The organism is Hallerella succinigenes (assembly GCF_002797675.1).
In the GTDB taxonomy this organism is placed as follows: Bacteria; Fibrobacterota; Fibrobacteria; order Fibrobacterales; family Fibrobacteraceae; genus Hallerella; species Hallerella succinigenes.
Window position 1 is genome coordinate 2,739,149 of the sequence record NZ_PGEX01000001.1, and the last position, 21,926, is coordinate 2,761,074.

Genomic DNA, 21,926 nt, shown 5'->3' on the forward strand with positions numbered 1-21,926 from the left:
TTGAAAAAAATTTGGGAAGAAATCGTTTGGCTGTGGAAAGCTTATCCGCGAGCTCCGGAAAAGCCCGGTCTTTTGATGCGCCTGTATTACTTTTGGGATGAAGTCATCACGCCTGCGGGGCATGTGTTCTCTGCCTTGTTGCTCTTTTGTTCCATGTTCCTTTTTTTGCCGGGTTTTCAGTGGGTCAAAGTTTTTGAGTTTTCCGTTTTCTGTTTGATGGTCTTTTCGATCATCGTGCGCCGTAAACCGGATAATCGGATTTTACATGTGGAAGTCCCGATGGCGACGGAAGGCGAACCTGTGCAACTCGTGGCGACGTTCGAAAAACCTTTGTCGGAAGGCGCGTATTTGGATTCTTTTCGCATGGATCCGAGCGTCGTCCGTTTGGAAAACGGACTTTTGCTGCCCAAGCGTCGTGGCGCTTTTCCGCTTTCGAAAATCGCCCTGGTGGAAACACGTCTTCTTGGACTTTCGCAGAGCTTTCAAAAGTATGACGGCCAGGCGGAACTCTTGGTATTGCCTAAAATCCAGAACATTTCCCAGTTTCGCTTTTTGACTCTCGGCATCAGCGGGGCCAAGTTCGAACGCTTGCTTCGCCCCGAAAATTCCCGCAGCATGGAATTTATCGGAGTCCGCGAATACCGCGAAGGGGACAGCCTTCGCGATTTGCACCACAAAGCCTTTGCTCGCTACGGCAGGCCTTTTACCAAGGAATTTGCTACAGAAGTCGAAGGCGGCGTTACGCTCCTCTTAGATGTTTCCGCAAGGCATTTTCGTGAAAAAATGTGCGTAGAATATGCGATTCGTTTGTTCGGAAGCATCGCCTTTTGGCTATTGGAACGGAACCTTTTAGGGCGGGTTTTTATCGGTAATGAAGAAGTGCGCTTGGATAATGCGAAAAACGCTCAGGAGAAAATCCTCGCTGTTCTTGCGCGAGTTCCGTATGCGGACCTGCATACAACGTATAACTTGGACAAGTGGCATGTAAGACCGGATAATGAAATTCCGGTGCTCGCCGTGGCGGTCCATGAAGTGAATTGGCCTGCGGTCGATAAGCAAATCGTAGTGGTGAATCGAGAAGGGAATCGTCAGGAATCGGATGCACTCAAGTTTGTTTTGCGCGGATCGGAGGCTTCGCTATGAAGAAGAACGGTTCGAACGAAGCGGCTTTGGTAATCCTTGTCGCTGCGATTTTTGCGTTGTGGAGCGCTTCTCAGACCATGCAGCTTGCCGTTCTCTCGTTGCTTTTTTGCCTTTGGACGTATCGGCGTTTAAGGCTCGGGAAAGCGGTGAAGTTGCGTCGCATTTGGCTTTATCTGGGAATGATTCCGTTTGCGATTTGGTTTGCCGCATTTCGCAGTACGCCGGGCGGTTTTTCTCCGCTCTTCTTTTACATTCCGGCGTGGTATTTTTTGTATTTGGCGCTTGTGGAGTGGCTGTGCGTGGGGCGTGGCGGTCGCATGGTCTTTGTCTGGTTCGATGCCTTTGTGGTTTTTACTCTCAGCTCCTTTGAGGCAAGTGCGGCAATTGGCGTTGCGTTTGGCGTGGCGACGCTTGCACTCCTTTGGGACGTGCGTTCCAAAAAGAATTTTGCGCTTTGGCTCCTCTTTTGGATCGGATTCTTTTTGCTTCTGCTAGCGGCAAAAAACTTGAATTTGGATAAACGCTCGGATTATGCAACCCGGGCGGCTCGTTATGAAAATGATTACCACAAGCGCACTTTGATGGGATTTTCAAGTGTCGGCGCATTAACCGCTTTCTCAAAAAACTATTCGGGAGAATTTGAAGACGATGTTGTCTTTCGCGTTTATTCCAAACGAATGCCACTCTTTTTGAAAGGGATTGCTTACGAGCGTTACCTGCCCAAGGTAGGACTTTGGAAACAGTCAAAGCAGCACCGCTTTCTGCAGACAGGGCGTTTTGTCGGCGACTATGGAGGCTTTGAAGTCCGCGAACCGTTCGATTCGACTGCGGTTTGGGTTCAGTCGAACCTTTTCGTCGAAAAGGCGCTGTTTGCTCCTCCCGGAGCCGCTGGAGTCGCGCTGAAGAATATAGACTCCCTTCCGCACTTCGCAGGAGACTTTTTCCAGACTCCGGAAAGATCTCCGCGGAACTGGTACTACTGGGACGGCATTCGGACTCGGGATACGCTGACCCAGAACGATTCCGCATGGCTTCAGGTTCCGAATTCGCTTTTACCGTTGCTCGATTCCGCTGTTCTTCAAATGGAACTTTCCCTGTCGAAGGATTCGCTGAAAAGCAACTTGAAAAAGATCCGCACCTATTTTGATGAAAATTTCAAATACCAGCTTTCCTTTGAACGCTCCGAGGAAGATCCGTTGGAAGACTTTTACCGCAAACGGAGAGGCTTCTGCTCGTATTTCGCCTCGTTCAGCACACTTTTACTGCGTCATCTAGGAATTCCTGCTCGGTATGCAAGTGGTTTTGCGTACCCGGAAATCGGGGAAGGCTATTGGATTTTCCGCCGCAGGACTGCGCACGGTTGGGTGGAATTTTTGGACGCAGACGGGTATTGGAACACCTTTGACCCGACACCGGTCTCTGCTCGGTTGCAAAACGGCGAACATTCTCGGTTTGAACGTTTGAGCGAACGCCTGCGCAGCATGCTTTCCCTTGCCTGGCACGAACTGACGGAAGGGCGTTGGCGCACTTCGCTCGATTCTTTTACCAATTGGATGTCAAATGTCTTTGAATCCTTGACGTTTAAACTGTTTTTAGGAGTGTTGCTCATCGGATCCTTGGCTTGGTGGGTTGTTAGGTGTATTCGAATTCGTCAAAAAGAACGGGAGAATGTTTCCAAGCGGATTCTAGAATTGCGTCAAATGCTCGAAAAAGCGGAATCCAAACTTTCGGGCATGGGTTACGTTCGAAATCAGGGCGAAACCGCCTGGAGTTTTTTGCAAAGGATTCCTTCGACGCCTAAAACGGAGCCTTTCCGCCAAATGCTAGTGTCCTATTGTCTGAATCGTTGGAGATCTTTGTGATTTTCTTATATTTTACTCATCTTTTGTTAATCAGAGGAATTTTTATATGAGAAGTTGGATCTTGGGAATCCTTTCGACCGCCGCTCTTGTTCTTTCGGGATGCTTCGCTTCCCCGGGTATGGTGTTGAACGAATCGTCCAACGAAGATGGCTCCATTGATACGTTGGCTGATTTTCAGGGTGCAAAGGTGCATTTGCAGAGCATTAGTCCGCTTACGCTTTCCAAACTTTCGGGTGTTTCTTCGGATTCGGCCACACCGGCAACCTTCGCTGCGCTTCCAGAAGAACTTTTGACTTATACGCCGGAAGCTTACAAACTCGGACCTTTTGACATTGTCCAGGTCGTCATTTGGGAACATCCGGAACTCACGAGCCCGCTCGGTTCTTACCGTAGTGATAATGCGACAGGTCAGCTTGTTAGCGAATCCGGTGTGATGTTCTACCCGTATGTCGGTGAAATTAACGTGGTGGGCAAGACCATTGCGGAATTGCGTGCAGAAATCGTGTCGAACCTTTCCAAGGTTTTGAACAATCCTCAGATTGACGTCCGTCTGCTCCAGAGCCAGCGTCACAAGGTTTATGTCCAGGGTTCCATCAAGAATCCGGGCGTTGTGACCTTGAACGATGTGCCGGTGACTTTCCTAGAAGCGATCAACCGCTGCGGAGGTGCAACTGCTGATGCAGATCTTTCGACGGTGGAATTTACGCGTGATGGTAAGACCTACGTTTTGAATATGCTGGCGCCTTATGCGGCCGGTAAGGGTCCAAGCGATGTCGTGCTGAAGGATAACGATGTAATCCGTGTTCCGGATTCCGAAGAATCCAAGGTTTACATGATGGGTGAAGTGCGTAACCAGCAGGCTCTCTCGTTCAAGAACGGCAAGCTTTCCTTGGCCCAGGCTCTTGCTGAAGCGGGCGGTCTTCGCTTGGAATCGGCAAAGGCAGAAAATATCTATGTGTTCCGCGCTTCTGCAGCGGATGCGATTGATGTTTATCATTTGAATGCCCGCAACCCGATGGCTCTTGTCTTCGGCGACCAGTTCGCGTTGAAACCGGGTGATATCGTCTATGTCGATGCGACGAATCTCTCGCGTTGGAACCGTGTCGTTCAGCTCGTCTATCCGACGGCTCAGTTGATCTACTACGGTTCCCAGACGGTGAATACGACGCATAATGCGTATAAGGCTATCCAAAACTGGTAAGCTTGTCAAAATATTTAGAAACCTACTTGTTTTTTCTAACACTGTGAGTATATTTTCGCTATGAGTGCTAAAAACGCGAATCAGTCGGAAAGACCTTTTTGGAGTCGAAAGAACCAAAAGGCTTACCGGATTAGTCGAGCGCTCATCTACGCTACGATGATCTTGTCGTTAATTGCGGCAGGGCTTATCTGGTTCGGCGTGAATAACGCTCTGGGAAAATAAAATAGAGAGGTGTATTCTTATATGAATATTAAGAATATGGGAATGAGCAATCCGCAGCCGATGCATTGCGGTCGTCGTCCTAAGAACGACAACATCGAACCTTCCGTGCCGCTGGCAAACGAAGAAGAACAGGAAGAGCTCGAAGAGGAAGAAGAAGAGGAAAGCCTCGATGAAGAGGTGAACTTCGACAAACCGACATTCAAGCGCGACCAGATCTGGAACGACTACGCGGAAGATTTGGACTACGACCAGTGACCAGATCCCTGGAGAGGGGCGTTTTTTTCATAATCGCCTCGGCTTTCGTTTGTATATTCACTTCCTGTGCAGGAAGCAGACAGGAAGTCTATACTCCCGAAGCTGAGGAATCTTTTGTATCCCGCGCGATGAGCGATTGGGTGTCTCCCGAAGAAGAGTTGCGGGAGTCTTGGCAACAGTATCAGTTTGCCTTGCAGGCGATGGAAGATGAGGACTGGCTTGTCGCTCGACATCATCTGGATTTAGCCTTAAAAAAATTAGTGGAAGAAAACTACGACCCCGTCTATTCGATTCAGGCGCGGCCGCAGGATTCTTTGTACCGTCGGGATATGCCGCATAAGTTGATCGCGGCGTTGGACGAGGTTTACCCCCAGATCCTGGCCATGGGCGAGGACGCCTCTGTCTATGTGCGCTATGAGTTTGATGATGCGGGTCTTGAAAATTTGGACGAACCGCCTCTCGACAGTGCGGAACGCGAAGAAATCGAAAGTTTCCTCGATACGTTGAACCGTGCCGAGTTTACGCTCCCGATTGAATTCAACGAACGCGTGATGCAGGAAATTCAGTACATGTCGACGCGTGCACATGATTTTACGGAAGCTTCTCTTTCTCGAAAGACCGCATTTGAAGAAATGATTTACGCAAAGATCGATTCCATGGGAATGCCGCGCGATTTGATTTTCCTTTCGCTTGTGGAATCCGGTTACAAGATCAAGGCTTATAGCCGTGCCAAGGCGGCGGGGCTTTGGCAGTTTATACCGTCTACGGGAAAGCGTTACGGACTGTATCAAGATTTTTGGATGGACATGCGCCGTAATCCGGAACTTTCGACGGTTGCCGCCATGCGTTATTTAAAACGTTTGCATGATGAATTTGGTGACTGGCTAATGGCGATGGCCGCTTACAACTGCGGCGAAGGTTGCGTGCGTCGTCGGATCCGCGAACTCAAAGAAGATACGCTTTGGGATTCGACGAAGACGATCACCTATTGGGACTTGAATCTTCCGAAAGAAACGATGCACTACGTGCCGCGGATTCTTGCCGCGATGACGATCGGACATTATCCAGAACATTACGGTATGGATGTGGAAAAGCGTGAACCCGTTGCATTCGATACGGTGACTGTCGTGGAATTTATGCCGCTTGATCAGGTGGCGAAAGCGGCTGGAGTCGATACCAAGACGATTCAGGAACTAAACTTGGAACTGAATCGTTGGTGCACGCCACCGAAGGAAAGCGGCTACGTGATGCGCATCCCGGAAGGGACGCGGGATTCCTTCCTTGTCGCTTACGAAAAAATGGATAAAAAGTCCTGGTCGCGCTGGCAGTATCACAAGGTGATGTCTGGCGAAAATTTGGGCAAGATCAGCCGAAAGTATGGTGTTTCTGTGAAGGATATCCAGTCTGCGAATCATTTGAAGAATACGCGCATCCGCTGCGGTCAAACGCTCATGATTCCGCTGCCGTCCAGCGCCTATAATTCGAATTCCTCCAAGAATTCCACACAAACAAACTCGTCGCAATCTTCAAAAAAATCCTCGGTGCGCACGTATAAGGTAAAGTCGGGCGATAACCTCGGCTCGATCGCTCGCAAGTTCGGCGTTTCCGTTTCGCAACTTCAAAAGTGGAACGGCGTCGATGGTTCCGCCATTCGTGCGGGTCAGGTCCTTTACGTCGAAAAGCCTGTGGAAAAGCCTGTCGAAAAGCCTGTGGAAAAGCCTGTCGAAAAGCCTGTGGAAAAGGCGATAGCAAAGCCTGTGGAAAAGAAGTCCGAAGGGAATTTCATTAAACATACGGTCCAATCGGGAGAATCCCTGTGGGATATTTCCCGTACATACGGCGTGACCATTGAACAGATTGTCGAGTGGAATAAGAAAAAGTCCACGAAAGTCAAAGCGGGCGAAGTTTTAAGAATCCAACCAAATCGTTGAAATTCTTCTTATATCGCAAAAAATCTCTCTAATTTGGTTATATTCTAAAGGTAACCTAAGGAGATTTTTATGTCGAATCATATCTTATTTCTGTTGGCAGATGGTTTTGAAGAAACGGAATGCGTGGCTCCGTATGATATTTTGATTCGCGGAGGGGTAAAGGTTTCCCTTGCGAGCATTCACACCGATCCATTTGTGGAAGGCGCTCATGGTTTGACGATCAGGGCGGACGCCCTTCTTTCGGAACTTGACCCATCCCTTTATTCGGGAATCTTTTTGCCGGGCGGCGGCCGTGGCGTGGAAAATCTGCGAAACTCCCAGGCGGTGCAGGAAACGGTTCGAAGCTTTATGGGCGCAGGCAAGTGGGTGACGGCAATTTGTGCGGCTCCGATTGTTCTTGCCGCGGCGGGTGTTTTGCACGACAAACGTGTGACGAGTTATCCTTCGACGGAACCGGATATCCGTTCCTATTGCAAGAGCTATTCTCAGGACCGCGTCGTGGTGGACGGTAAACTGGTGACAAGCCGCGGTCCGGGTTCTGCAGAAGAGTTCGGATTGCAACTGCTTGCGCTTCTCGAAGGCAAGGATAAGTCAGAAGATGTCCGTAAGGGCATGGTTGCTCGCTAAACCCTAAAAGCGGGCTGGATGTTTTATTAAATTTGGACCATTATGGCAGACGTTTTTCTCTATGATACCACTTTGCGCGATGGCAATCAGGACCGCAAGATTTCCCTTTCCTTAGGAGACAAGTTGCAGGCAGCCAAGCTGCTAGACTCTTTCGGCTTTGACTACATTGAAGGGGGCTGGCCCAATCCCAGCAATCCCATCGATGTGGAGTTCTTCAAGCATATTGGAGAAATGCATCTGACCCATGCGAAGGTTACCGCTTTCGGTAGCACGCGGCGTCCGAATATTCTTCCGGAAGACGATCCGCTGTTAAAGGCTTTGGTCGCAAGCCAAGCGCCTGTCAAAACGATTTTTGGCAAGAGCTGGGATTTGCATGTGACCGATGTCATTCGCACGACCCTTGAAGAAAATCTCGACATGATCGAGTCCTCGGTTCGCTATCTCAAGGAAAATTCAGAATCCGTCATTTATGATGCGGAACATTTCTTTGACGGTTACAAGGCGAATCCGCAATATGCGCTCGATACATTAAAGTCGGCGGAACTCGGCGGTGCTGATTTCATTGTGCTTTGCGATACGAACGGCGGAACGATGCCGTGGGAACTTGCACAAATCATCCAGGCGGTAAAGGAAAAGGTTTCGACTCCGCTCGGCATTCATGCGCATAACGACAGCGGAATGGCGGTGGCGAATTCTCTCATCGCGGTTCAGAACGGCATCACGATGGTGCAGGGTGTTTTGAACGGCTACGGCGAACGCTGCGGTAATGCGAACTTGACGACGATCTGCGCGGATCTTGTCCTGAAGCTGAAAAAGGATCCGTTCTGCGCAAAGAACTTGCAGGATCTGCGCAAGGTGAGCCTTGCTTATGATCAGATTGTAAACATCCCGAGCAATGTCAACGCTCCGTACGTCGGGGATGCCGCTTTTGCACATAAGGGCGGCGCTCACATCGATGGCGTGATGAAGGTCTCCCGCAGCTTTGAGCACGTGGACCCGCAGCTCGTGGGCAACAAGCGTGTGTTCGTTGCAAGCGATCAGGCGGGTGGCTCTCTGGTCGTGGAAAAGGTCAAGGAACTGCTCCATGTGGACGTGGACAAGAAAGACCCGAAGATCCGTGAACTTTTGCTTTTGATCAAAAAACGTGAAAACGACGGTTGGCATTTTGACAGTGCGGAAGCGAGCTTTGAGATGCTCGTGTACAGAACCCTAGGTCACTTTACGACGCCGTTCTCGCTTGAAAATTACCGTTTGATTGAAGACCGTACCATGCAGGGCGTGAGCGTTTCCCAAGCGACGGTCAAGCTTCATATCAACGATGAAATCAGTCTACAGGTAGCAGAAGGCGATGGCCCGGTGAACGCTCTTGATGCGGCACTGCGCAAGGCCTTGACCCCGTACTTCCCGTATATGAAGAACGTTCGTTTGGACGACTTCAAGGTGCGCGTTCTTGGATCGAATGTCGGTTCCGATGCGCACGTGCGAGTGTGGTCTACCTTCGGCGACGAAACGGATACCTGGCATGTGGCAGGCGTTTCTTCGAACATCATCGAGGCGTCTTGGTTCGCCTTGATAGACGGTCTCACCTACAAGATTTATAAAGAACAAAAAAACGGACACTAGATTATGAAAATCATTAAAGTCAAGCAGAAGTCGAAGGAAGTCGAACGCATCTGCGCACGCGGTGTCGCACCGACGGAAGAAATTCACCAAAAGGTCAAGCAGATTCTGGAAGACGTTCGCAAGGGCGGTCTTTCGAAGGCGGTCGAATACGCTCAGAAGTTCGACGGTCTCAAGGGCAAATCTCTCGCGGTGAGCGAAAAGACGATCGAAAAGCTTGCGGACAAGGTTCCGGAAACTCTCGCCAAGGGTCTTCGCCAGGCGATTAAGAATGCGATGGAATTCCACAAGCATGAACTCAAGGACCTGAACGGATTCTCTTTCAAGGGCAAGGACGGTGAAGTCCTCGGCCAGCGTATTCGTCCGATGCACCGCGTGGGTCTTTATGTGCCGGGTGGTGCTGCCGTGTATCCGAGTACGGTCATTATGAATGCGGTGCCGGCTCTGGTGGCGGGTGTTGATGAAGTCGTGGTGACGACTCCGGCGAAGGACGGTATCCATCCGTCTGTCGCATTCGTTCTGCGCGAACTCGGCATTACGGAAGTTTATCACATCGGCGGCGCTCAGGCTGTGGCGCTCCTCGCTTACGGCGCAAAGGGGATTGAACCGGTCGACAAGATTGTGGGCCCGGGTAACGTCTTTGCCGCCATCGCAAAGAAGGAAGTCTTCGGTACAGTGGATATCGACATGATCGCCGGTCCGTCTGAAATTCTCGTGATGGCAGACAAGACGGCGGATCCGGACTTTGTGGCTGCAGACTTGATGAGCCAGGCTGAACACGGTTCAGGCTTTGAAGCTGCTATCTGCATTACCGACAACATGGATATGGCGAAGATGATTTCTGCTTGCGTCGATGAACAGGTGGAAAATTCTCCGAAGCGCGAACTCCTGGAAAAGGTTCTTGATCACTTTGGTCGTATTCTTGTAGTGGACAACTGGTTCGACGGTGTTGCGATTGCAAACCGCATCGCTCCGGAACACTTGGAAATCATGACATGCGAAGCGGAAGAACTTTCGAAGAGCATTCTGAACGCGGGCGCTGTGTTCATTGGCCCGTGGTCGAGCGAACCGGTCGGTGATTACTTCGCAGGTCCGGACCACGTGCTTCCGACGAACGGGACGGCTCGCTTCTCGAGCCCGCTCGGCGTCTATGATTTTGTGAAGCGCATGAGCGTCATCCACTATTCGCAGAAGGCGATTCAGAAGCACGGAAAGGCGATTGCCGAAATGGCGACGACGGAAGGTTTCTATCACCACGCTCAGGCTGTGTTGAAGCGCCTCTAAGCTTTTCTTTCAAACGGAATGTTTGTAAAAAAGTTCCTCGCAAAGCGGGGAACTTTTTGATTTTAAAACTATAAAAAAGTTAAAACTTGTACCCGGTGCGGATCGCGTAAGAGAGAACGGCGAAGGCGCCTGCTACGTTCATGCTCGCCTTTCGACCCGCCATCGGAATTTCCACTTTGAGGGAACATTTTTCAAGCAAATCCGGGGCGATACCGAGTTCTTCGTTGCCGAGAATGATCAGGCCTTTTTTCGGCCATTCCACGGTAGAAATGGGAACGGATCCCTCGCCGGTTTCAAGCGCGATAATGCTGTAGCCGTTTGCTAAATGCGCCTGGATGCAGTCGAACGGAGTTTCCCAGCGTTTGTGCGGAATCCAGCGTTCTGTGCCACGGGCTGCGCTCTTGAGCATCGCATGGTCAATGTCTGGCGTGTAACCGGAAAGGTGTACCGCTTCAAGACCAAAACAGTCCGAGGTGCGGAAGACCGATCCGATGTTAAATCCGCTGCGTAGATTGTGCGCAAGCACGGCGTAGGGGAGCGTCTGCATGACCGCTTCAGAACGGTCGCCTGGTTCGTTTTCTAGGTAGACATCGCGTTCAAAGCCGAGACCCGCCTCGGTGCGGAAGTCTTTATAAAGATCAATTAGCTCGGCTTGATTTTTTCCGTTCAAGCGTTTGGAAGCGGGGAAGTTTTCCCATTCGGCATAATGCTCATATTCGTTACGAATCTGGGCCATGTCGTTGCCGAGCTGAAGAATGAGAATTCGCAAAAGTTCTGCGAAGCGCTTGGCTTTTGTCTTTGGCGCTAGCGCGGAAAATTTTTGAATCGAGTACATGGGCTTTAGTGAACCTTCTTGCCGTCGAGAACGTCACAGGTCACCGGCTTGTCGCCGATTTCGAGAGCGTTTTCGCCACAGAATACAACTTTGCCGCGTACTTCGAGAGAAATCTTTTCGAAGTCCTTTACTTTGAGAATACGACCGTCGGTTGCCGGAGCGATTCCGTGGAAGGTGGCGCGGTCACCCGGCTTTGCATCTTCTGGCGGAGCGATGAGCACGCAGACGTGCTCTTCGTCGGTGTCGCCGGCAAAGAGCATACCGTTGCTCATGATGCCGCGGAGCGGAGCCGGTTTCAGGTTTGCAAAGAGGACGATCATGCGGTCCTTGAGTTCTTCTGCCTTGTAACTTGCACGAAGGCCCGAGCAAATGGTGCGCGGTTCGCCTTCGCCGGCATCGACCTGAAGAACGTAGAGGGAATCTGCGTCCGGATGGTTCTGCACGTCGATGATTTTGGCTGCGCGAATGTCCATTTCAGCAGGCACCTCTTCTGCGGTGAGAGGCTTGTTCTGCTTCGGCTTCTGTACCGGCTTTGCCTGTTCCTGCTTCTTTTCTTCTTCGATACGCGGGAAGAGAGGCTTGCCTTCGCCGAAGGTTTCGCCGCTCTGGAGAACGCCCCAGGAAAGATCTTCTGCGCTCTGGAACTTGGAACCGAGCATGGCAAGACCTTCTTCTGCCTTGGACGGAATGACCGGCCAGAGGAGGCAAAGAGAAAGACGCACGGCTTCTGCGGAAATGTAAAGAACCGTGGCGAGTTCGTCCTTTTTGGATTCGTCCTTCGCGAGCTTCCATGGAGCCTTGACTTCGAGATAACGGTTGATGCTGCGCACGAGCTGCATAATGGTTTCGATCGACTGCGAAAGTCGAGCCTTTGGAAGGCCTTCCTTGATTTCGGCAATCACCTTACCGGCGAGATCGATGACTTCCTTTTCGGCTTCGCCGATCTGCGCTGCCTTCGGGAGCTTGCCTTCGAAGTTATTGAGCACCAGGCGGTGCACGCGGTTCAGCACGTTGCCGAGGTCGTTGGCGAGGTCGCTGTTGATGCGACGGACAAAGCCTTCGTGCGTGAAGTTTGCATCCTGTCCTACGACCATTTCACGGGCGAGGAAGTAGCGGAACGCGTCGATACCGTATTTTTCCATGTAATCCATCGGATTCACGACGTTGCCTGCGGACTTGCTCATCTTTTCGCCGCCGTTCACGAGCCACCAACCGTGGGCAAGAACGTGTTCCGGAAGCGGAATGTCAAGTGCCATGAGCATTGTCGGCCAATAGACGCAGTGGGTCGTCAAAATGTCCTTGCCGATTAGGTGGTAAGTGGCCGGCCAAATCGGAGTGCCGTCCGCATAAGTCTTGTGGAAGGCGGTCGAAGCGCTTACATAGTTTAACAAGGCGTCGAACCAGACATAGGTCACATAGTCTGTATCGAACGGAAGTGGAATGCCCCAGCTGAGGCGAGCCTTTGGACGGCTAATGCAAAGATCGTTCAGAGGCTGTTTCAAGAAGCCGCGGATTTCGTTCCAGCGGTAATCTGGAACGATCCAATCTTTGTGGCTTTCGAGGAAGTCAATCAGCTTCTGCTGATAGGAACCCATCTTAAAGAAGTAGTTCTTTTCCTTGAGCCATTCCACCGGGCGGTGGCTGATCGGGTCGCACTTGTTTTCGTCAAGTTCGTCTTCGGTAAAGAAACGTTCTTCGCCGACGGAGTACCAGCCTTCGTATTCCTTGGAATAAATTTCGCCCTTGTCCCAGAGCTTCTGGAGGCATTCTTGCACGTAAGCTTTGTGTTCCGGCATGGTCGTGCGGATAAAGAAGTCGTTGCCGATATCCATCTTTTTCCACAGGTCTTCAAAACGGTGGTAGTATTCGTCCACGTGTTCCTGCGGGGTGACGCCACGCTTTTCGGCGGCACGCTGTACTTTTTGACCGTGTTCATCGGTACCGGTCAAGAAGTAGGTCTGATATCCCAGAATCTTGTGAAATCGGGTGAGAATGTCTGCAAGAACGGTTGTATAGGAGTGACCGATATGCGGCGCGTCGTTAACGTAGTAAATCGGGGTAGTAACGTAAAAGTTCTTCATATGCGCAAAGATAACAAAAAAGCGCCTCCGAATGGAGGCGCTTCAATTCGAACTGTCGAAAAAGGATTAGTTGATTCGCCCGATCAAGTTGCCACTGAACTGATAGTCACGGGAAGAACCGTAGCTATGAGCACCGAAGGAAAGGGTGAAGCGCTTGGTGAGCGGCTTTTCGATGTAGAATGCACCGAGAACATCCTTCACATGCTTCTTGTCCGTATCCGCGTATTTGGTTTCTGCGCGGTCGTGAATGTATTCTGCTTCGAGAATGATGCGGTAGTCACCCGGAGTGAAGAGAAGACCGCCGGTAATCGGAGCGACCATGTCGATTGTGCGGGTGCGTTTCTTGCCGAAACGGTCGGTATAGGTTTCTTCTGCATCGAGACCCATCAAAGCGCCTTCGAGGAAGAAGTAAGCGATGTTATCGACAATCGGGGTCTTGCCCTGGAGAGCGATTGTGTGACGGACGTCAACGTCATTGTCATGGATGAGGTCGAAGACATTTGTACGGTAGCCGAGGTCGAGGTTCAGAAATTCAATGCCGCTGAGGTCATGGAAGTTGAACATCAAACGAAGGTCACCCGTGTTGAGGTTCGGAGTCGTGCTGATGAAAGCGACGCTCATCGTCATTGTTTCCGTTGGGGTGAGCGTGAACTGCAAAGCGTTTTCGCTCGAAGCTCCAGACTTGAAGCCGTTGTAGTAGCCATCGACGTAGTTACCGAAGTAGTCACCGTTCTTCTGCGTGAATTCCCAACGACCGAGCTTGATAGAGGCGTATTTGGTGTGCTGTTCAGCCCATGCTTCGTGGATTTCAAAGAGATCGCGGTATTCATAAGAATCCGAAGTATCGCCGTCAGCGGTGTGATGGGCGTGATACTGGTTGTCTATCAAGTCGCCCGGATACATATAGAGCAAGATACGACCGTTGAAGTCATCGGAATGGGTTTCCATGCCGAGGTTGGCGCGGCCCCACCATTCTTCGAAGTTATCGCCGTTGTCGTCGTCTTCGCTTGTCCAGAGAACCTTGCTTGCCTGGATTTCAAAGCTTGCGTCGATATCAAAGACAAATTCGCCAGCCTTGAAAAGCGGTTTTTTCTGGGCTTTTTTCGGAGCTGAAATAGACTTGGGAGAAGCCATGGACATGTCCAGAGCAGGAGCCGCATTGGCTGTATCAGCGGGTGCAGCAACCGGAGCTTCTGCGACCTTGGCTGTATCGGCGGGTACAGCGGCCGGGGCTTCTGCGACCTTGGCTGTATCGGCGGGTGCAGCGGCCGGGGCTTCTGCGACCTTGGCTGTATCGGCGGGTGCAGCGGCCGGGGCTTCTGCGGCCTTGGCTGTATCGGCGGGTGCAGCGGCCGGGGCTTCTGCGACCTTGGCTGTATCGGTGGGTGCAGCGGCCGGGGCTTCTGCGACCTTGGCTGTATCGGCGGGTGCAGCGGCCGGAGCTTCTGCGACCTTGGCTGTATCGGTGGGTGCAGCGGCCTGGGCTACCTTTGCAGAATCGGCAGGCTGTGCGAACAGGGCAGTTGCCATTGCAATTGATGCAAATAGAACTTTGTTCATGATCATCTCCTTATCCAATAGTTTTCATTAAAATTATAACAAAAAAAATAGAGAATTGTTAAATTTTGTTTATGATTCGAATAGAAAATTCCAGAGTCCTTTTTTTGGGCGAATTACCGATTCGGCGCTTGCTCGAATTCCGTTCTGAATTTTATCCGATCATGCTCCGCATATTAGACATAGTGTACGAGCGAAAAATTCAGATGGTCGCTTCGCCGATTACTCTTGCGAACATCTCGTTTAAGGCACACGAAAAGGCGCAGCCGGTTTTGGCTCGGGAATTCAAGGAATTCTTTACCAAGAGTTCTCAGTTCATGCTGCGGGAAATCGATGCGGAAATCGCCGCGGTTTCTGCAGAGTTCCGTTCCAAGTACAAGCTTTCCCTGGAAGATTCTTTGCAACTCGCGACCGCTTACGTCTGTGGGGCGGATCTTGTACTTACGGAAAACGAAGAGTGGAAAGAGATTTCCGACATGAATGTCGTGACACTTTCCGAATTCGCTTAAAATATTCCTTCAAATTTTTTCAAACTTGTTTTGCCGAGCTTCGGATTTAATTAAATTTTATGCGAAAACAAAGTTTTTGGAGTTTTTGCTATGTCCAAGTATTATCCAGTGATCGGTCTTGAAATCCACTGCCAGCTTGCTACCAAAACGAAGATGTTCTGCGGTTGCGAAGTCGAAGTGAATACAAGCCCGAATAAGCATGTTTGCCCTGTTTGCCTTGGTTTCCCGGGTGCAATGCCTGTGCCGAACAAGAAGGCTGTGGAATACGCCATCCGTTTGGGTCTCGCTCTCCATTGCGAAATCGATCTGAACGCCATGTGGACTCGTAAGAACTACTTCTATCCGGACCTTCCGAAGGGGTATCAGATTACTCAGACCGGTGGACTTCCGATTTATGACCACCCGATTTGCCGTAACGGCTGGCTTGAAATTAAGCGTGCCGACGGCGTTGTCCGCCGAATCGGCATTACCCGTATTCACATGGAAGAAGATGCCGGTAAGCTTGTGCACGACATGAGCCCGACAGGCAGCCACTTTGACGCGAACCGTTGCGGTACTCCGCTTTGTGAAATCGTGACGGAACCGGATATTCGCAGTCCGGAAGAAGCCGTCCTCACCTTCAAGAAGATCAAGCAGATTCTCGAATACACGGGTGTTTCTCACGCCAACATGGAAAACGGTAACATCCGTTGCGATGGAAACATTTCTATTCGTCCGAGCGAAGATGCTCCGTATGGAACTCGCGCTGAAATCAAGAACTTGAACAGCTTCACGAACCTCGAAAAGGCTCTCACGGCGGAATATCTCCTTCAAACCGTGACCCTCGATGCCGGCAAGGAAGTTCAGCAGTGCACCAAGCGCTATGACCCGAACGCCGACAAGACGTCCGTCATTCGCTCCAAGGAAGACGCTCCGGACTACAAGTACTTCCCGGAACCGGATATGGTGCGCCTCGTGACCGATCCTGCATTCGTGGAAGAAATCCGTCGTACACTTCCGGAACTCCCGGATGCCCGTTACGCTCGATTCCTCAACGACTTTAAGCTCACCGAATACGATGCTCAGGTTTTGACCGATGACATCAAGGTTAGCAACTGGTTCGACGCAGCTGCAAAGACTTGCAAGAACCCGAAGATCCTTGCTAACTGGGTCATTACGGAACTTCTCCGCGAGGTGAAGGAACTCGAAGGCGGCTTTGACGCGATCAAGGTTGTGCCGGAACAGCTCTCCCGTTTGGTGAATTTGATCGAAGAAGGCACGATCAACGGTAAGATTGCAAAGCAGGTCTTTGCCGACATGTTCGAAACCGGTAAGGATCCGGACACGATTGTAAAGGAAAAGGGTCTTGTGCAGATTACCGATACGGCTGCAATCGAAAAGACGGTGATGGAAGTCGTCGAAAAGAATGCGGCTCAGTTTGCGGAATTCAAGGCGGGTAAGGTCGCTCTTAAGGGCTTCTTCGTCGGTCAGGTGATGAAGTGCTCGGGCGGCAAGGCCAACCCGAAAATCGTGAACCAGATTCTCGACAAGCTTGCACAGGGTTAATCTTTCCTTGAAACGCTTATGCAAAAGCCCTTTCCGAGGGCCCTCGTTCGGAGGGGCTTTTGTGGTTGTGTTCTGGATGCTTCTAGCGTCGAGTTCTTCTTTTGCGGCGATGGATGCTTACGATTCGATGTATGTGAATACGTTGAATATGTCGGATGCGGAAGCGGCTGCCGTTTACGGTGTGGATTCTTCAAAGATTGAAGTCAAACCGACACGCCAGGAATTGCAGGAAGAAAAGGAGCCTGAGTACGTGATGCGCGATTACAATCACAGGGAACAGGTGATTGTCGGGGTGTCAGTGATGCTCTGTGTTGCGCTTGCGATGGTGATGATGAACAATTATAATCCCTCGCGCTGACAAAAACCCACATAAAACTCAAAAACGTCTAAATTGAGCGAACAAAACGGCAATTTTTATAAAATTGCCTCTTTCAATCACTCTTATTCAAACGCAACCCTACTCAATCCACATAGTTGTTGGTTACCCTTCCACAACTTTCCATTCGCCGATGGTACGCTTTTCTGCATCGAACGATACGCCAATCTTGAACAACTTTTTCGGCGAGCCGTCCTTGGCCATCGTGACGGAATATGGAATCAAATACCCCTTTTCATCGATTTGTTTCAGCGCGTCGTCTGCGGTGCCGTTCTTGTCCAACTTGAACTCGAACATATAGACTGCATCGGCGGTCTCGACAACGGCATCGCTTCGGCCCGCGGCACTGCATTCTTCGGTACGCACGACGTATGGCGTACACAGTTTGAATATCAGGAACAGCACCGTCTTGTAGTGGTTTTCGTCCTTGCGTTCCGCATTGTACGGGATGCCGCTCATGAACGCGCGGATGTGCGCCAGTGCCTTTTCAATCTCCTTTTCTTCCAAGGCATCGACAAAGCGCAATAGGAACGAATCGTTATCGACAACATCGTCCATGGCGTAGTAGGGCATCAGCGCCTTCAGGAATCCGAGGCGGACTTCGTCATTTGGAAAACCCAGCAGATAGCGGTTGCCGGCTTTTGTCGACTTGATGGTCAGGTAGCCGCTCTGGTAAAGCATCGGGATGGGGTTCTTGGCAGTCTCCGTCGGGGCGTCGAACATGTCAAGAGTTGCCTCGAACCCGGTATCGAAAGGCGTCGGGTCCACCTTGTACTTGCGCATGAGCCTGGTCAGAATCGTCGGCGTACCGGTCGCAAACCAATAGTTGGCAAGTTCTCCATCACTTAGCGAATTGATTAGGCTGAACGGATTGAAAACGTCCGGTGAGTTTTTACAGAAATGATAGCCGTCGTACTGACGCTTGAGCGCCTCGCATGCCCCGTCATAAGTCAAGCCGTTCTTGTCGGCGAGGGCCTGGATCTCGGGCTGCATCTGTGTCAGCACTTCTTCTTTCGTAATTCCGCAGATGGCCGCGTAGTCATCGTTCATCGTGATGACCTTCAAATTGTTGAGTTCGCTGAAAATCGAGAGCTGGCTGAACTTGCTGATGCCCGTGAGGAACACGAAGCGGAGGATGCCGCCCAAGGCCTTCAATGGACTGTACAAGTCTCGCATACGGGTTCGAATTTTTTTCAGAAGTTCCGTATCGCCCATGGCTTCCAGAACAGGCGCATCGTATTCATCGACAAGCACCACCACCGGTTCGCCAGTCTGTTCGTTCGCCGCATAAATTAAATTAGTAAGGCGAGCACCCCAGGCACGATTGTTGCGGTCGTGCTTTATTCCATATTTTTTTTCGACTACGCCCAGAATGCTATCCATGTTGGCGGCAAAGATTTCGTCATCCAAATCTTTGATTCGACTCATGTCAAGCCGGATGACCGGGTACTTTTTCCACTCGGTCTCCAGCTTTTCCATCGCGAGGCCCGTAAACAGGTCCTTGCGACCTTCAAAATAGCATTGCAGCGTGCTGACCAGCAGCGATTTTCCGAAGCGGCGCGGACGGGACAGAAAGTAATACAGGTCCGTATGGGTCAATTTATAGACAAGGTCAGTCTTGTCTACATAATACATGCCGTCTTCGCGAATTCGCGCGAAATCCTGCACGCCGATGGGGAATCTCTTTAACGCCATGGCAACAATATACATTTTTTCGGCAGGGCAGGCATTACTCCCCGATGGGGGTGCCGTAGGCAGGCTGGGAATGTGCTATATTTCGGGGATAGCGAGGTGCCTAAACCCACAGAAAAATTTTGAAATACAACAGTCCGCACCACTGAGCGCTGCGGATATTCAAGCCCTGCTCTCTATAGACCCGGACAACATGGGCGGCAAGGGCGAAACGAAAGTTTAATAATAGGAGTATGAAATGAAAACGATTAAGAAAATTGGCTTTGTGAGTGCGGTTGCATTTGCGATGCTTGCGTTCTCGGCTTGCGATGACTCTTCGTCGGTTAGTTCCGACGAAACCGGTACTTCCAGTTCATCGGTAGAAACTTCTGATTTGGATGAGTCGTCATCTTCTGTTGACAAGAAGTCGTCGGGAAATGAATCTACGGAAAAAGACAAGTCTTCCAGTAGTGTCAAGGGTTCCGAGCCCGCCGAAGTGTCCAGCAGTTCCGCAAAAGAAACAAAGAATTCATCTGATTCCAAGAGCTCCAGTTCCGTGAAGTCAGATGATTCTTCTAGCAGCAAGAAGGATACGTCCAGTTCGTCGGTGAGTTCGTCTTCAAGCAATAAGCAAAGTAGTAGTTCCGTAAAGTCTTCCAGTTCTTCCGTGAAACAATCTAGTTCTAGTTCAAATGTTACTCAATCGTCAAGCAGCATTGTAAAAGGGGAGTACTTTAATCCAAGTCTCTCATATAGTGAGTTTGAAGATGATAGAGACCATCGTGTTTACAAGTATTTGACTATTACAGGGAAAAATCAAAGCGGCGAAACTGCTTCGGTTACCGTTATGGCAGAAAACTTGAATGTCGGTGAAATGATTGAAGGAACGTTGAACCAGTCTAACGAATCTAAAATTGAAAAATACTGCTATAACAATGATACTGCGATTTGCTTGACTTATGGAGGGCTATATCAGTGGGCAGAGATGATGCAATTGCCGAGCCGTTGTAATACAGAAAGTTGTGCAGGCTCGATTCACGAAAACCATCAGGGAATTTGCCCGAAGGATTGGAGACTTTTAACATATGATGATATGTATATAATTGTTCATGCGGACAAAAATAAGAATGGGGTTTCTGATATAAGAGCAACATTCTTTGGTGGTTTGAATTATAGTGGCTATACATTGATTGGTGCGGGGTATCTTTGGAATTACAATTTTAAAAATTTAGATGAATCAACATATTGGTTCTATCCAGAAGAAGGATCTTTGGATAAACCATCTGCTTTGACAGGCTCCCAAAGTAGAAGCACGACGAGTGGCTTTGGAGGACATACACAGAGTGCGTATAAGACACATGGATTTTCAGTCAGGTGTGTAAAAGTAGACTAACGGTTCTGTTAAAAAGGGTGATATATGGCCAAGAAAAAATACGATCGCGGAATGAACAATTTCAAAATTGAGCAGCTCGAACCCCGCCAGATGTTTAGTGCCGATGTTGGTCTAAATGATATTGAACAACAGCTGGAAAACATCCCTGACATTGTTGAAAATACTTTGGAAAGTATTGATAACCTGCAAATGTCAAACCTTGGTCTAGATGCCACCCTTAACTCTGCGTCGGCTATTTTGCCGGATATCGCGACAGATATACAATCGCTGATTTCTTCGACTTTTGCAAATTATAAGAATTCTTTACCTCCAAATACGGAATCCATTTCACTAGATACCCTTGCCGCTGAATTAAATAGTCGTCCCTTAAAAAGTCAATTCACGAGTGCAGGACAAGAGCGTTCGCATTTTTTGTTCATTCCGTTCCACAGAAGGCAAAAACCGTACAGCCATTCCAACAGGACAAAAAAACGCCTCATGGCCCTCTTGAAGTTGAACGCCGCTGCTGCAAGCTTTGCATTGAGCATGTCGCCAAAGATTCCCTTGTAGAAGTTGCGACCCATGCGGTGGTCGCTCTTCAAGTGACCATTGATTGGTTCGATGCCAGCCCTCTTGCAAAAAAGCTTGTGAGCCTTTTCCTTCTGGTAGTAAGTCGCGTTTTTCTTCGGAACGTCCGGTATCACGATCTTTGTCGTTCCGGATTCCTTTTGTCCGCGGTAGCCTCGGTCGCATGCGGCCCGGCTCGGCCTGAATCCAAGCATTTGTTCAACATGGTCAAGCGTATCGTCTATCGTATGTCCGTCATACTCGTCCCGGAACGAGACCGCGCCGACAATGATGCCGCTGTAGCTCCGGGCGATTGACACCTTGTTGCCGAACTCGTATTTCTTGTGTTCCTTGCCCTTGCCGATGCATTTTACTTCGGGTTCGTGAAGCGAATAGACCTTGTCCTTGTCGCACCTCTTCTGCTCCAAAACTTTTTTGAAAAGCTCGATTTTTTCTTTGTACGTGTTCAACAAGTTCTTGCTGGCGAGATTTCGCTCTAATTCACGGACGAGCCGTCCCGCGATTGTCTTCTGCCTGCGATCCGCCTTGTGAGCCTTCTTGGCGTTTTTCGGGTGATTGCGGAAACGCTGGTCACGATGGACCTTCTTCAAGGTTCTCTTGTAGGACTGTCTCTGCGGAAGGCCGTGTTCTTCCACGATCCTCTGTACCTGTTCTATTATCTTGTTCGCAAGTTTGGCGTCTGTAGGGAACGTGATGTTCTTTTCCTGCACGGTCGTGTCGAGAAAGACCGTGCCGCTTCCTGTCGGTCCCTTTTTGTCATGGTCGGCATTGACACGGATACTTTCCTTGAGGATCATGTCCATGCCCGCTTCGCCAATCATGTGCCGGAAGTGGACAAGTTCGCTCGGGTCGCAGGGCTGCTCCGTCGAGAAGAACCGTTCTCCGCAAAAATACTGGTAATAGGCGTTTTCCTGAAACTGCTCCACGACGGACTCGTCCGATACGTTGCGGATGTGCTTCAGGATGATGAGCCCGGTCATGAGACGGATCGGCTTGTTTGGCGCACCCATCTTTTCGTCGAACAATTTGGAAAACTCGGTCTCGAACTTGTTCCAGTCAATCTTGTTCGCAAGAACGTAAAGGGGATGCTTGTGGTTCAACTGTTCCTCAAGGGAGCAGAAAAGGCTTGTCTGGGCGTGGGATTTTGGCGGTCTGTACATGGGAAAAATTGCAAGGTTTTCAGTCATACTTTAGAAAACCTTGCAATATTTTCACAGGGTAGAAATCAATTTTTCCTAATAGTTATG

General features: G+C 50.1%; 17 protein-coding genes. 12 read left to right on the forward strand and 5 right to left on the reverse strand.

Translation table 11 applies throughout. The annotated features are described in order from the left end of the window. From BGX16_RS12725 to hisD, 8 genes are all read left to right on the forward strand, one after another. Complete coding sequence (locus BGX16_RS12725; protein ID WP_100426384.1) at positions 1–1,143, forward strand: DUF58 domain-containing protein; 1,143 nt, start codon at positions 1–3, stop codon at positions 1,141–1,143. Beyond that, on the forward strand, positions 1,140–3,005 hold the full coding sequence (locus tag BGX16_RS12730) for a transglutaminase domain-containing protein (protein WP_100426385.1): 1,866 nt from the start codon (positions 1,140–1,142) through the stop codon (positions 3,003–3,005). Before BGX16_RS12725 ends, BGX16_RS12730 begins: the two co-directional genes overlap by 4 nt. Before the next feature lie 46 nt (positions 3,006–3,051). Continuing rightward, on the forward strand, positions 3,052–4,206 hold the full coding sequence (locus tag BGX16_RS12735; protein ID WP_100426386.1) for a polysaccharide biosynthesis/export family protein: 1,155 nt from the start codon (positions 3,052–3,054) through the stop codon (positions 4,204–4,206). A gap of 243 nt (positions 4,207–4,449) precedes the next feature. Next, positions 4,450–4,683, forward strand: coding sequence for a hypothetical protein (locus tag BGX16_RS12740; RefSeq protein WP_100426387.1), 234 nt, complete (start codon positions 4,450–4,452; stop codon positions 4,681–4,683). 140 nt (positions 4,684–4,823) lie between these two features. After that, positions 4,824–6,614: a lytic transglycosylase gene (locus BGX16_RS12745; protein WP_198514927.1), complete on the forward strand. Its 1,791-nt coding sequence runs from the start codon at positions 4,824–4,826 to the stop codon at positions 6,612–6,614. A gap of 69 nt (positions 6,615–6,683) precedes the next feature. After that, complete coding sequence (locus tag BGX16_RS12750; RefSeq protein WP_100426389.1) at positions 6,684–7,241, forward strand: DJ-1 family glyoxalase III; 558 nt, start codon at positions 6,684–6,686, stop codon at positions 7,239–7,241. 42 nt (positions 7,242–7,283) lie between these two features. Further along, the gene (gene cimA / locus BGX16_RS12755; RefSeq protein ID WP_100426390.1) at positions 7,284–8,864 is read left to right on the forward strand and encodes a citramalate synthase; all 1,581 of its coding nucleotides are present in this window, start codon (positions 7,284–7,286) and stop codon (positions 8,862–8,864) included. 3 nt (positions 8,865–8,867) lie between these two features. Then, positions 8,868–10,145, forward strand: a complete 1,278-nt coding sequence (hisD, locus tag BGX16_RS12760; RefSeq protein WP_100426391.1) for a histidinol dehydrogenase — start codon at positions 8,868–8,870, stop codon at positions 10,143–10,145. Positions 10,146–10,224: 79 nt separating this feature from the next. Here hisD and BGX16_RS12765 read toward each other — a convergent pair whose 3' ends face one another. The 3 genes from BGX16_RS12765 to BGX16_RS12775 all read right to left on the reverse strand — a co-directional run bounded on the left by BGX16_RS12765 (position 10,225) and on the right by BGX16_RS12775 (position 14,621). Then, positions 10,225–10,980: a TrmH family RNA methyltransferase gene (locus tag BGX16_RS12765; RefSeq protein ID WP_100426392.1), complete on the reverse strand. Its 756-nt coding sequence runs from the start codon at positions 10,978–10,980 to the stop codon at positions 10,225–10,227. A 5-nt stretch (positions 10,981–10,985) separates the two neighbouring features. After that, entirely contained in the window at positions 10,986–13,061 is a 2,076-nt protein-coding gene (gene metG / locus BGX16_RS12770; protein ID WP_100426393.1) for a methionine--tRNA ligase, read from the reverse strand. 66 nt (positions 13,062–13,127) lie between these two features. Next, positions 13,128–14,621 carry a hypothetical protein gene (locus BGX16_RS12775; RefSeq protein WP_157798049.1) on the reverse strand — a complete coding sequence of 498 codons (1,494 nt, stop codon included), beginning with the start codon at positions 14,619–14,621 and terminating at the stop codon, positions 13,128–13,130. A 71-nt stretch (positions 14,622–14,692) separates the two neighbouring features. Here BGX16_RS12775 and BGX16_RS12780 point away from each other — a divergent pair, with 71 nt between their 5' ends. From BGX16_RS12780 to BGX16_RS12790, 3 genes are all read left to right on the forward strand, one after another. After that, positions 14,693–15,127: a type II toxin-antitoxin system VapC family toxin gene (locus BGX16_RS12780; RefSeq protein WP_100426395.1), complete on the forward strand. Its 435-nt coding sequence runs from the start codon at positions 14,693–14,695 to the stop codon at positions 15,125–15,127. A 90-nt stretch (positions 15,128–15,217) separates the two neighbouring features. Then, positions 15,218–16,672 (forward strand): Asp-tRNA(Asn)/Glu-tRNA(Gln) amidotransferase subunit GatB, encoded by a 1,455-nt coding sequence (gene gatB, locus BGX16_RS12785; RefSeq protein WP_100426396.1) that lies wholly within the window; start codon positions 15,218–15,220, stop codon positions 16,670–16,672. Between the two features lie 76 nt (positions 16,673–16,748). Next, positions 16,749–17,030, forward strand: a complete 282-nt coding sequence (locus BGX16_RS12790; protein ID WP_100426397.1) for a hypothetical protein — start codon at positions 16,749–16,751, stop codon at positions 17,028–17,030. A 123-nt stretch (positions 17,031–17,153) separates the two neighbouring features. Here the strand turns inward: BGX16_RS12790 and BGX16_RS12795 are convergent, their stop codons facing one another. Then, entirely contained in the window at positions 17,154–18,758 is a 1,605-nt protein-coding gene (locus tag BGX16_RS12795) for an ATP-binding protein (protein ID WP_100426398.1), read from the reverse strand. 220 nt (positions 18,759–18,978) lie between these two features. Here BGX16_RS12795 and BGX16_RS12805 point away from each other — a divergent pair, with 220 nt between their 5' ends. Further along, a complete protein-coding gene (locus tag BGX16_RS12805; RefSeq protein WP_100426400.1) occupies positions 18,979–20,112 on the forward strand; it encodes an FISUMP domain-containing protein in 1,134 nt (377 codons plus the stop codon). A gap of 374 nt (positions 20,113–20,486) precedes the next feature. Here BGX16_RS12805 and BGX16_RS12810 read toward each other — a convergent pair whose 3' ends face one another. After that, positions 20,487–21,839: an IS5 family transposase gene (locus BGX16_RS12810; protein WP_198514878.1), complete on the reverse strand. Its 1,353-nt coding sequence runs from the start codon at positions 21,837–21,839 to the stop codon at positions 20,487–20,489. Positions 21,840–21,926 lie beyond the last annotated feature (87 nt).

Excerpts from the sequence above, each read along its gene's own strand:
- BGX16_RS12730 (WP_100426385.1), top strand. The coding sequence starts at position 1,140 with ATGAAGAAGAACGGTTCGAACGAAGCGGCTTTGGTAATCCTTGTCGCT.
- BGX16_RS12735 (WP_100426386.1), top strand. The coding sequence starts at position 3,052 with ATGAGAAGTTGGATCTTGGGAATCCTTTCGACCGCCGCTCTTGTTCTT.
- BGX16_RS12740 (WP_100426387.1), top strand. The coding sequence starts at position 4,450 with ATGAATATTAAGAATATGGGAATGAGCAATCCGCAGCCGATGCATTGC.
- BGX16_RS12750 (WP_100426389.1), top strand. The coding sequence starts at position 6,684 with ATGTCGAATCATATCTTATTTCTGTTGGCAGATGGTTTTGAAGAAACG.
- cimA (WP_100426390.1), top strand. The coding sequence starts at position 7,284 with ATGGCAGACGTTTTTCTCTATGATACCACTTTGCGCGATGGCAATCAG.
- hisD (WP_100426391.1), top strand. The coding sequence starts at position 8,868 with ATGAAAATCATTAAAGTCAAGCAGAAGTCGAAGGAAGTCGAACGCATC.
- BGX16_RS12765 (WP_100426392.1), bottom strand. The coding sequence starts at position 10,980 with ATGTACTCGATTCAAAAATTTTCCGCGCTAGCGCCAAAGACAAAAGCC.
- metG (WP_100426393.1), bottom strand. The coding sequence starts at position 13,061 with ATGAAGAACTTTTACGTTACTACCCCGATTTACTACGTTAACGACGCG.
- BGX16_RS12775 (WP_157798049.1), bottom strand. The coding sequence starts at position 14,621 with ATGAACAAAGTTCTATTTGCATCAATTGCAATGGCAACTGCCCTGTTC.
- BGX16_RS12780 (WP_100426395.1), top strand. The coding sequence starts at position 14,693 with ATGATTCGAATAGAAAATTCCAGAGTCCTTTTTTTGGGCGAATTACCG.
- gatB (WP_100426396.1), top strand. The coding sequence starts at position 15,218 with ATGTCCAAGTATTATCCAGTGATCGGTCTTGAAATCCACTGCCAGCTT.
- BGX16_RS12790 (WP_100426397.1), top strand. The coding sequence starts at position 16,749 with ATGCTTCTAGCGTCGAGTTCTTCTTTTGCGGCGATGGATGCTTACGAT.
- BGX16_RS12795 (WP_100426398.1), bottom strand. The coding sequence starts at position 18,758 with ATGTATATTGTTGCCATGGCGTTAAAGAGATTCCCCATCGGCGTGCAG.
- BGX16_RS12805 (WP_100426400.1), top strand. The coding sequence starts at position 18,979 with ATGAAAACGATTAAGAAAATTGGCTTTGTGAGTGCGGTTGCATTTGCG.
- BGX16_RS12810 (WP_198514878.1), bottom strand. The coding sequence starts at position 21,839 with ATGTACAGACCGCCAAAATCCCACGCCCAGACAAGCCTTTTCTGCTCC.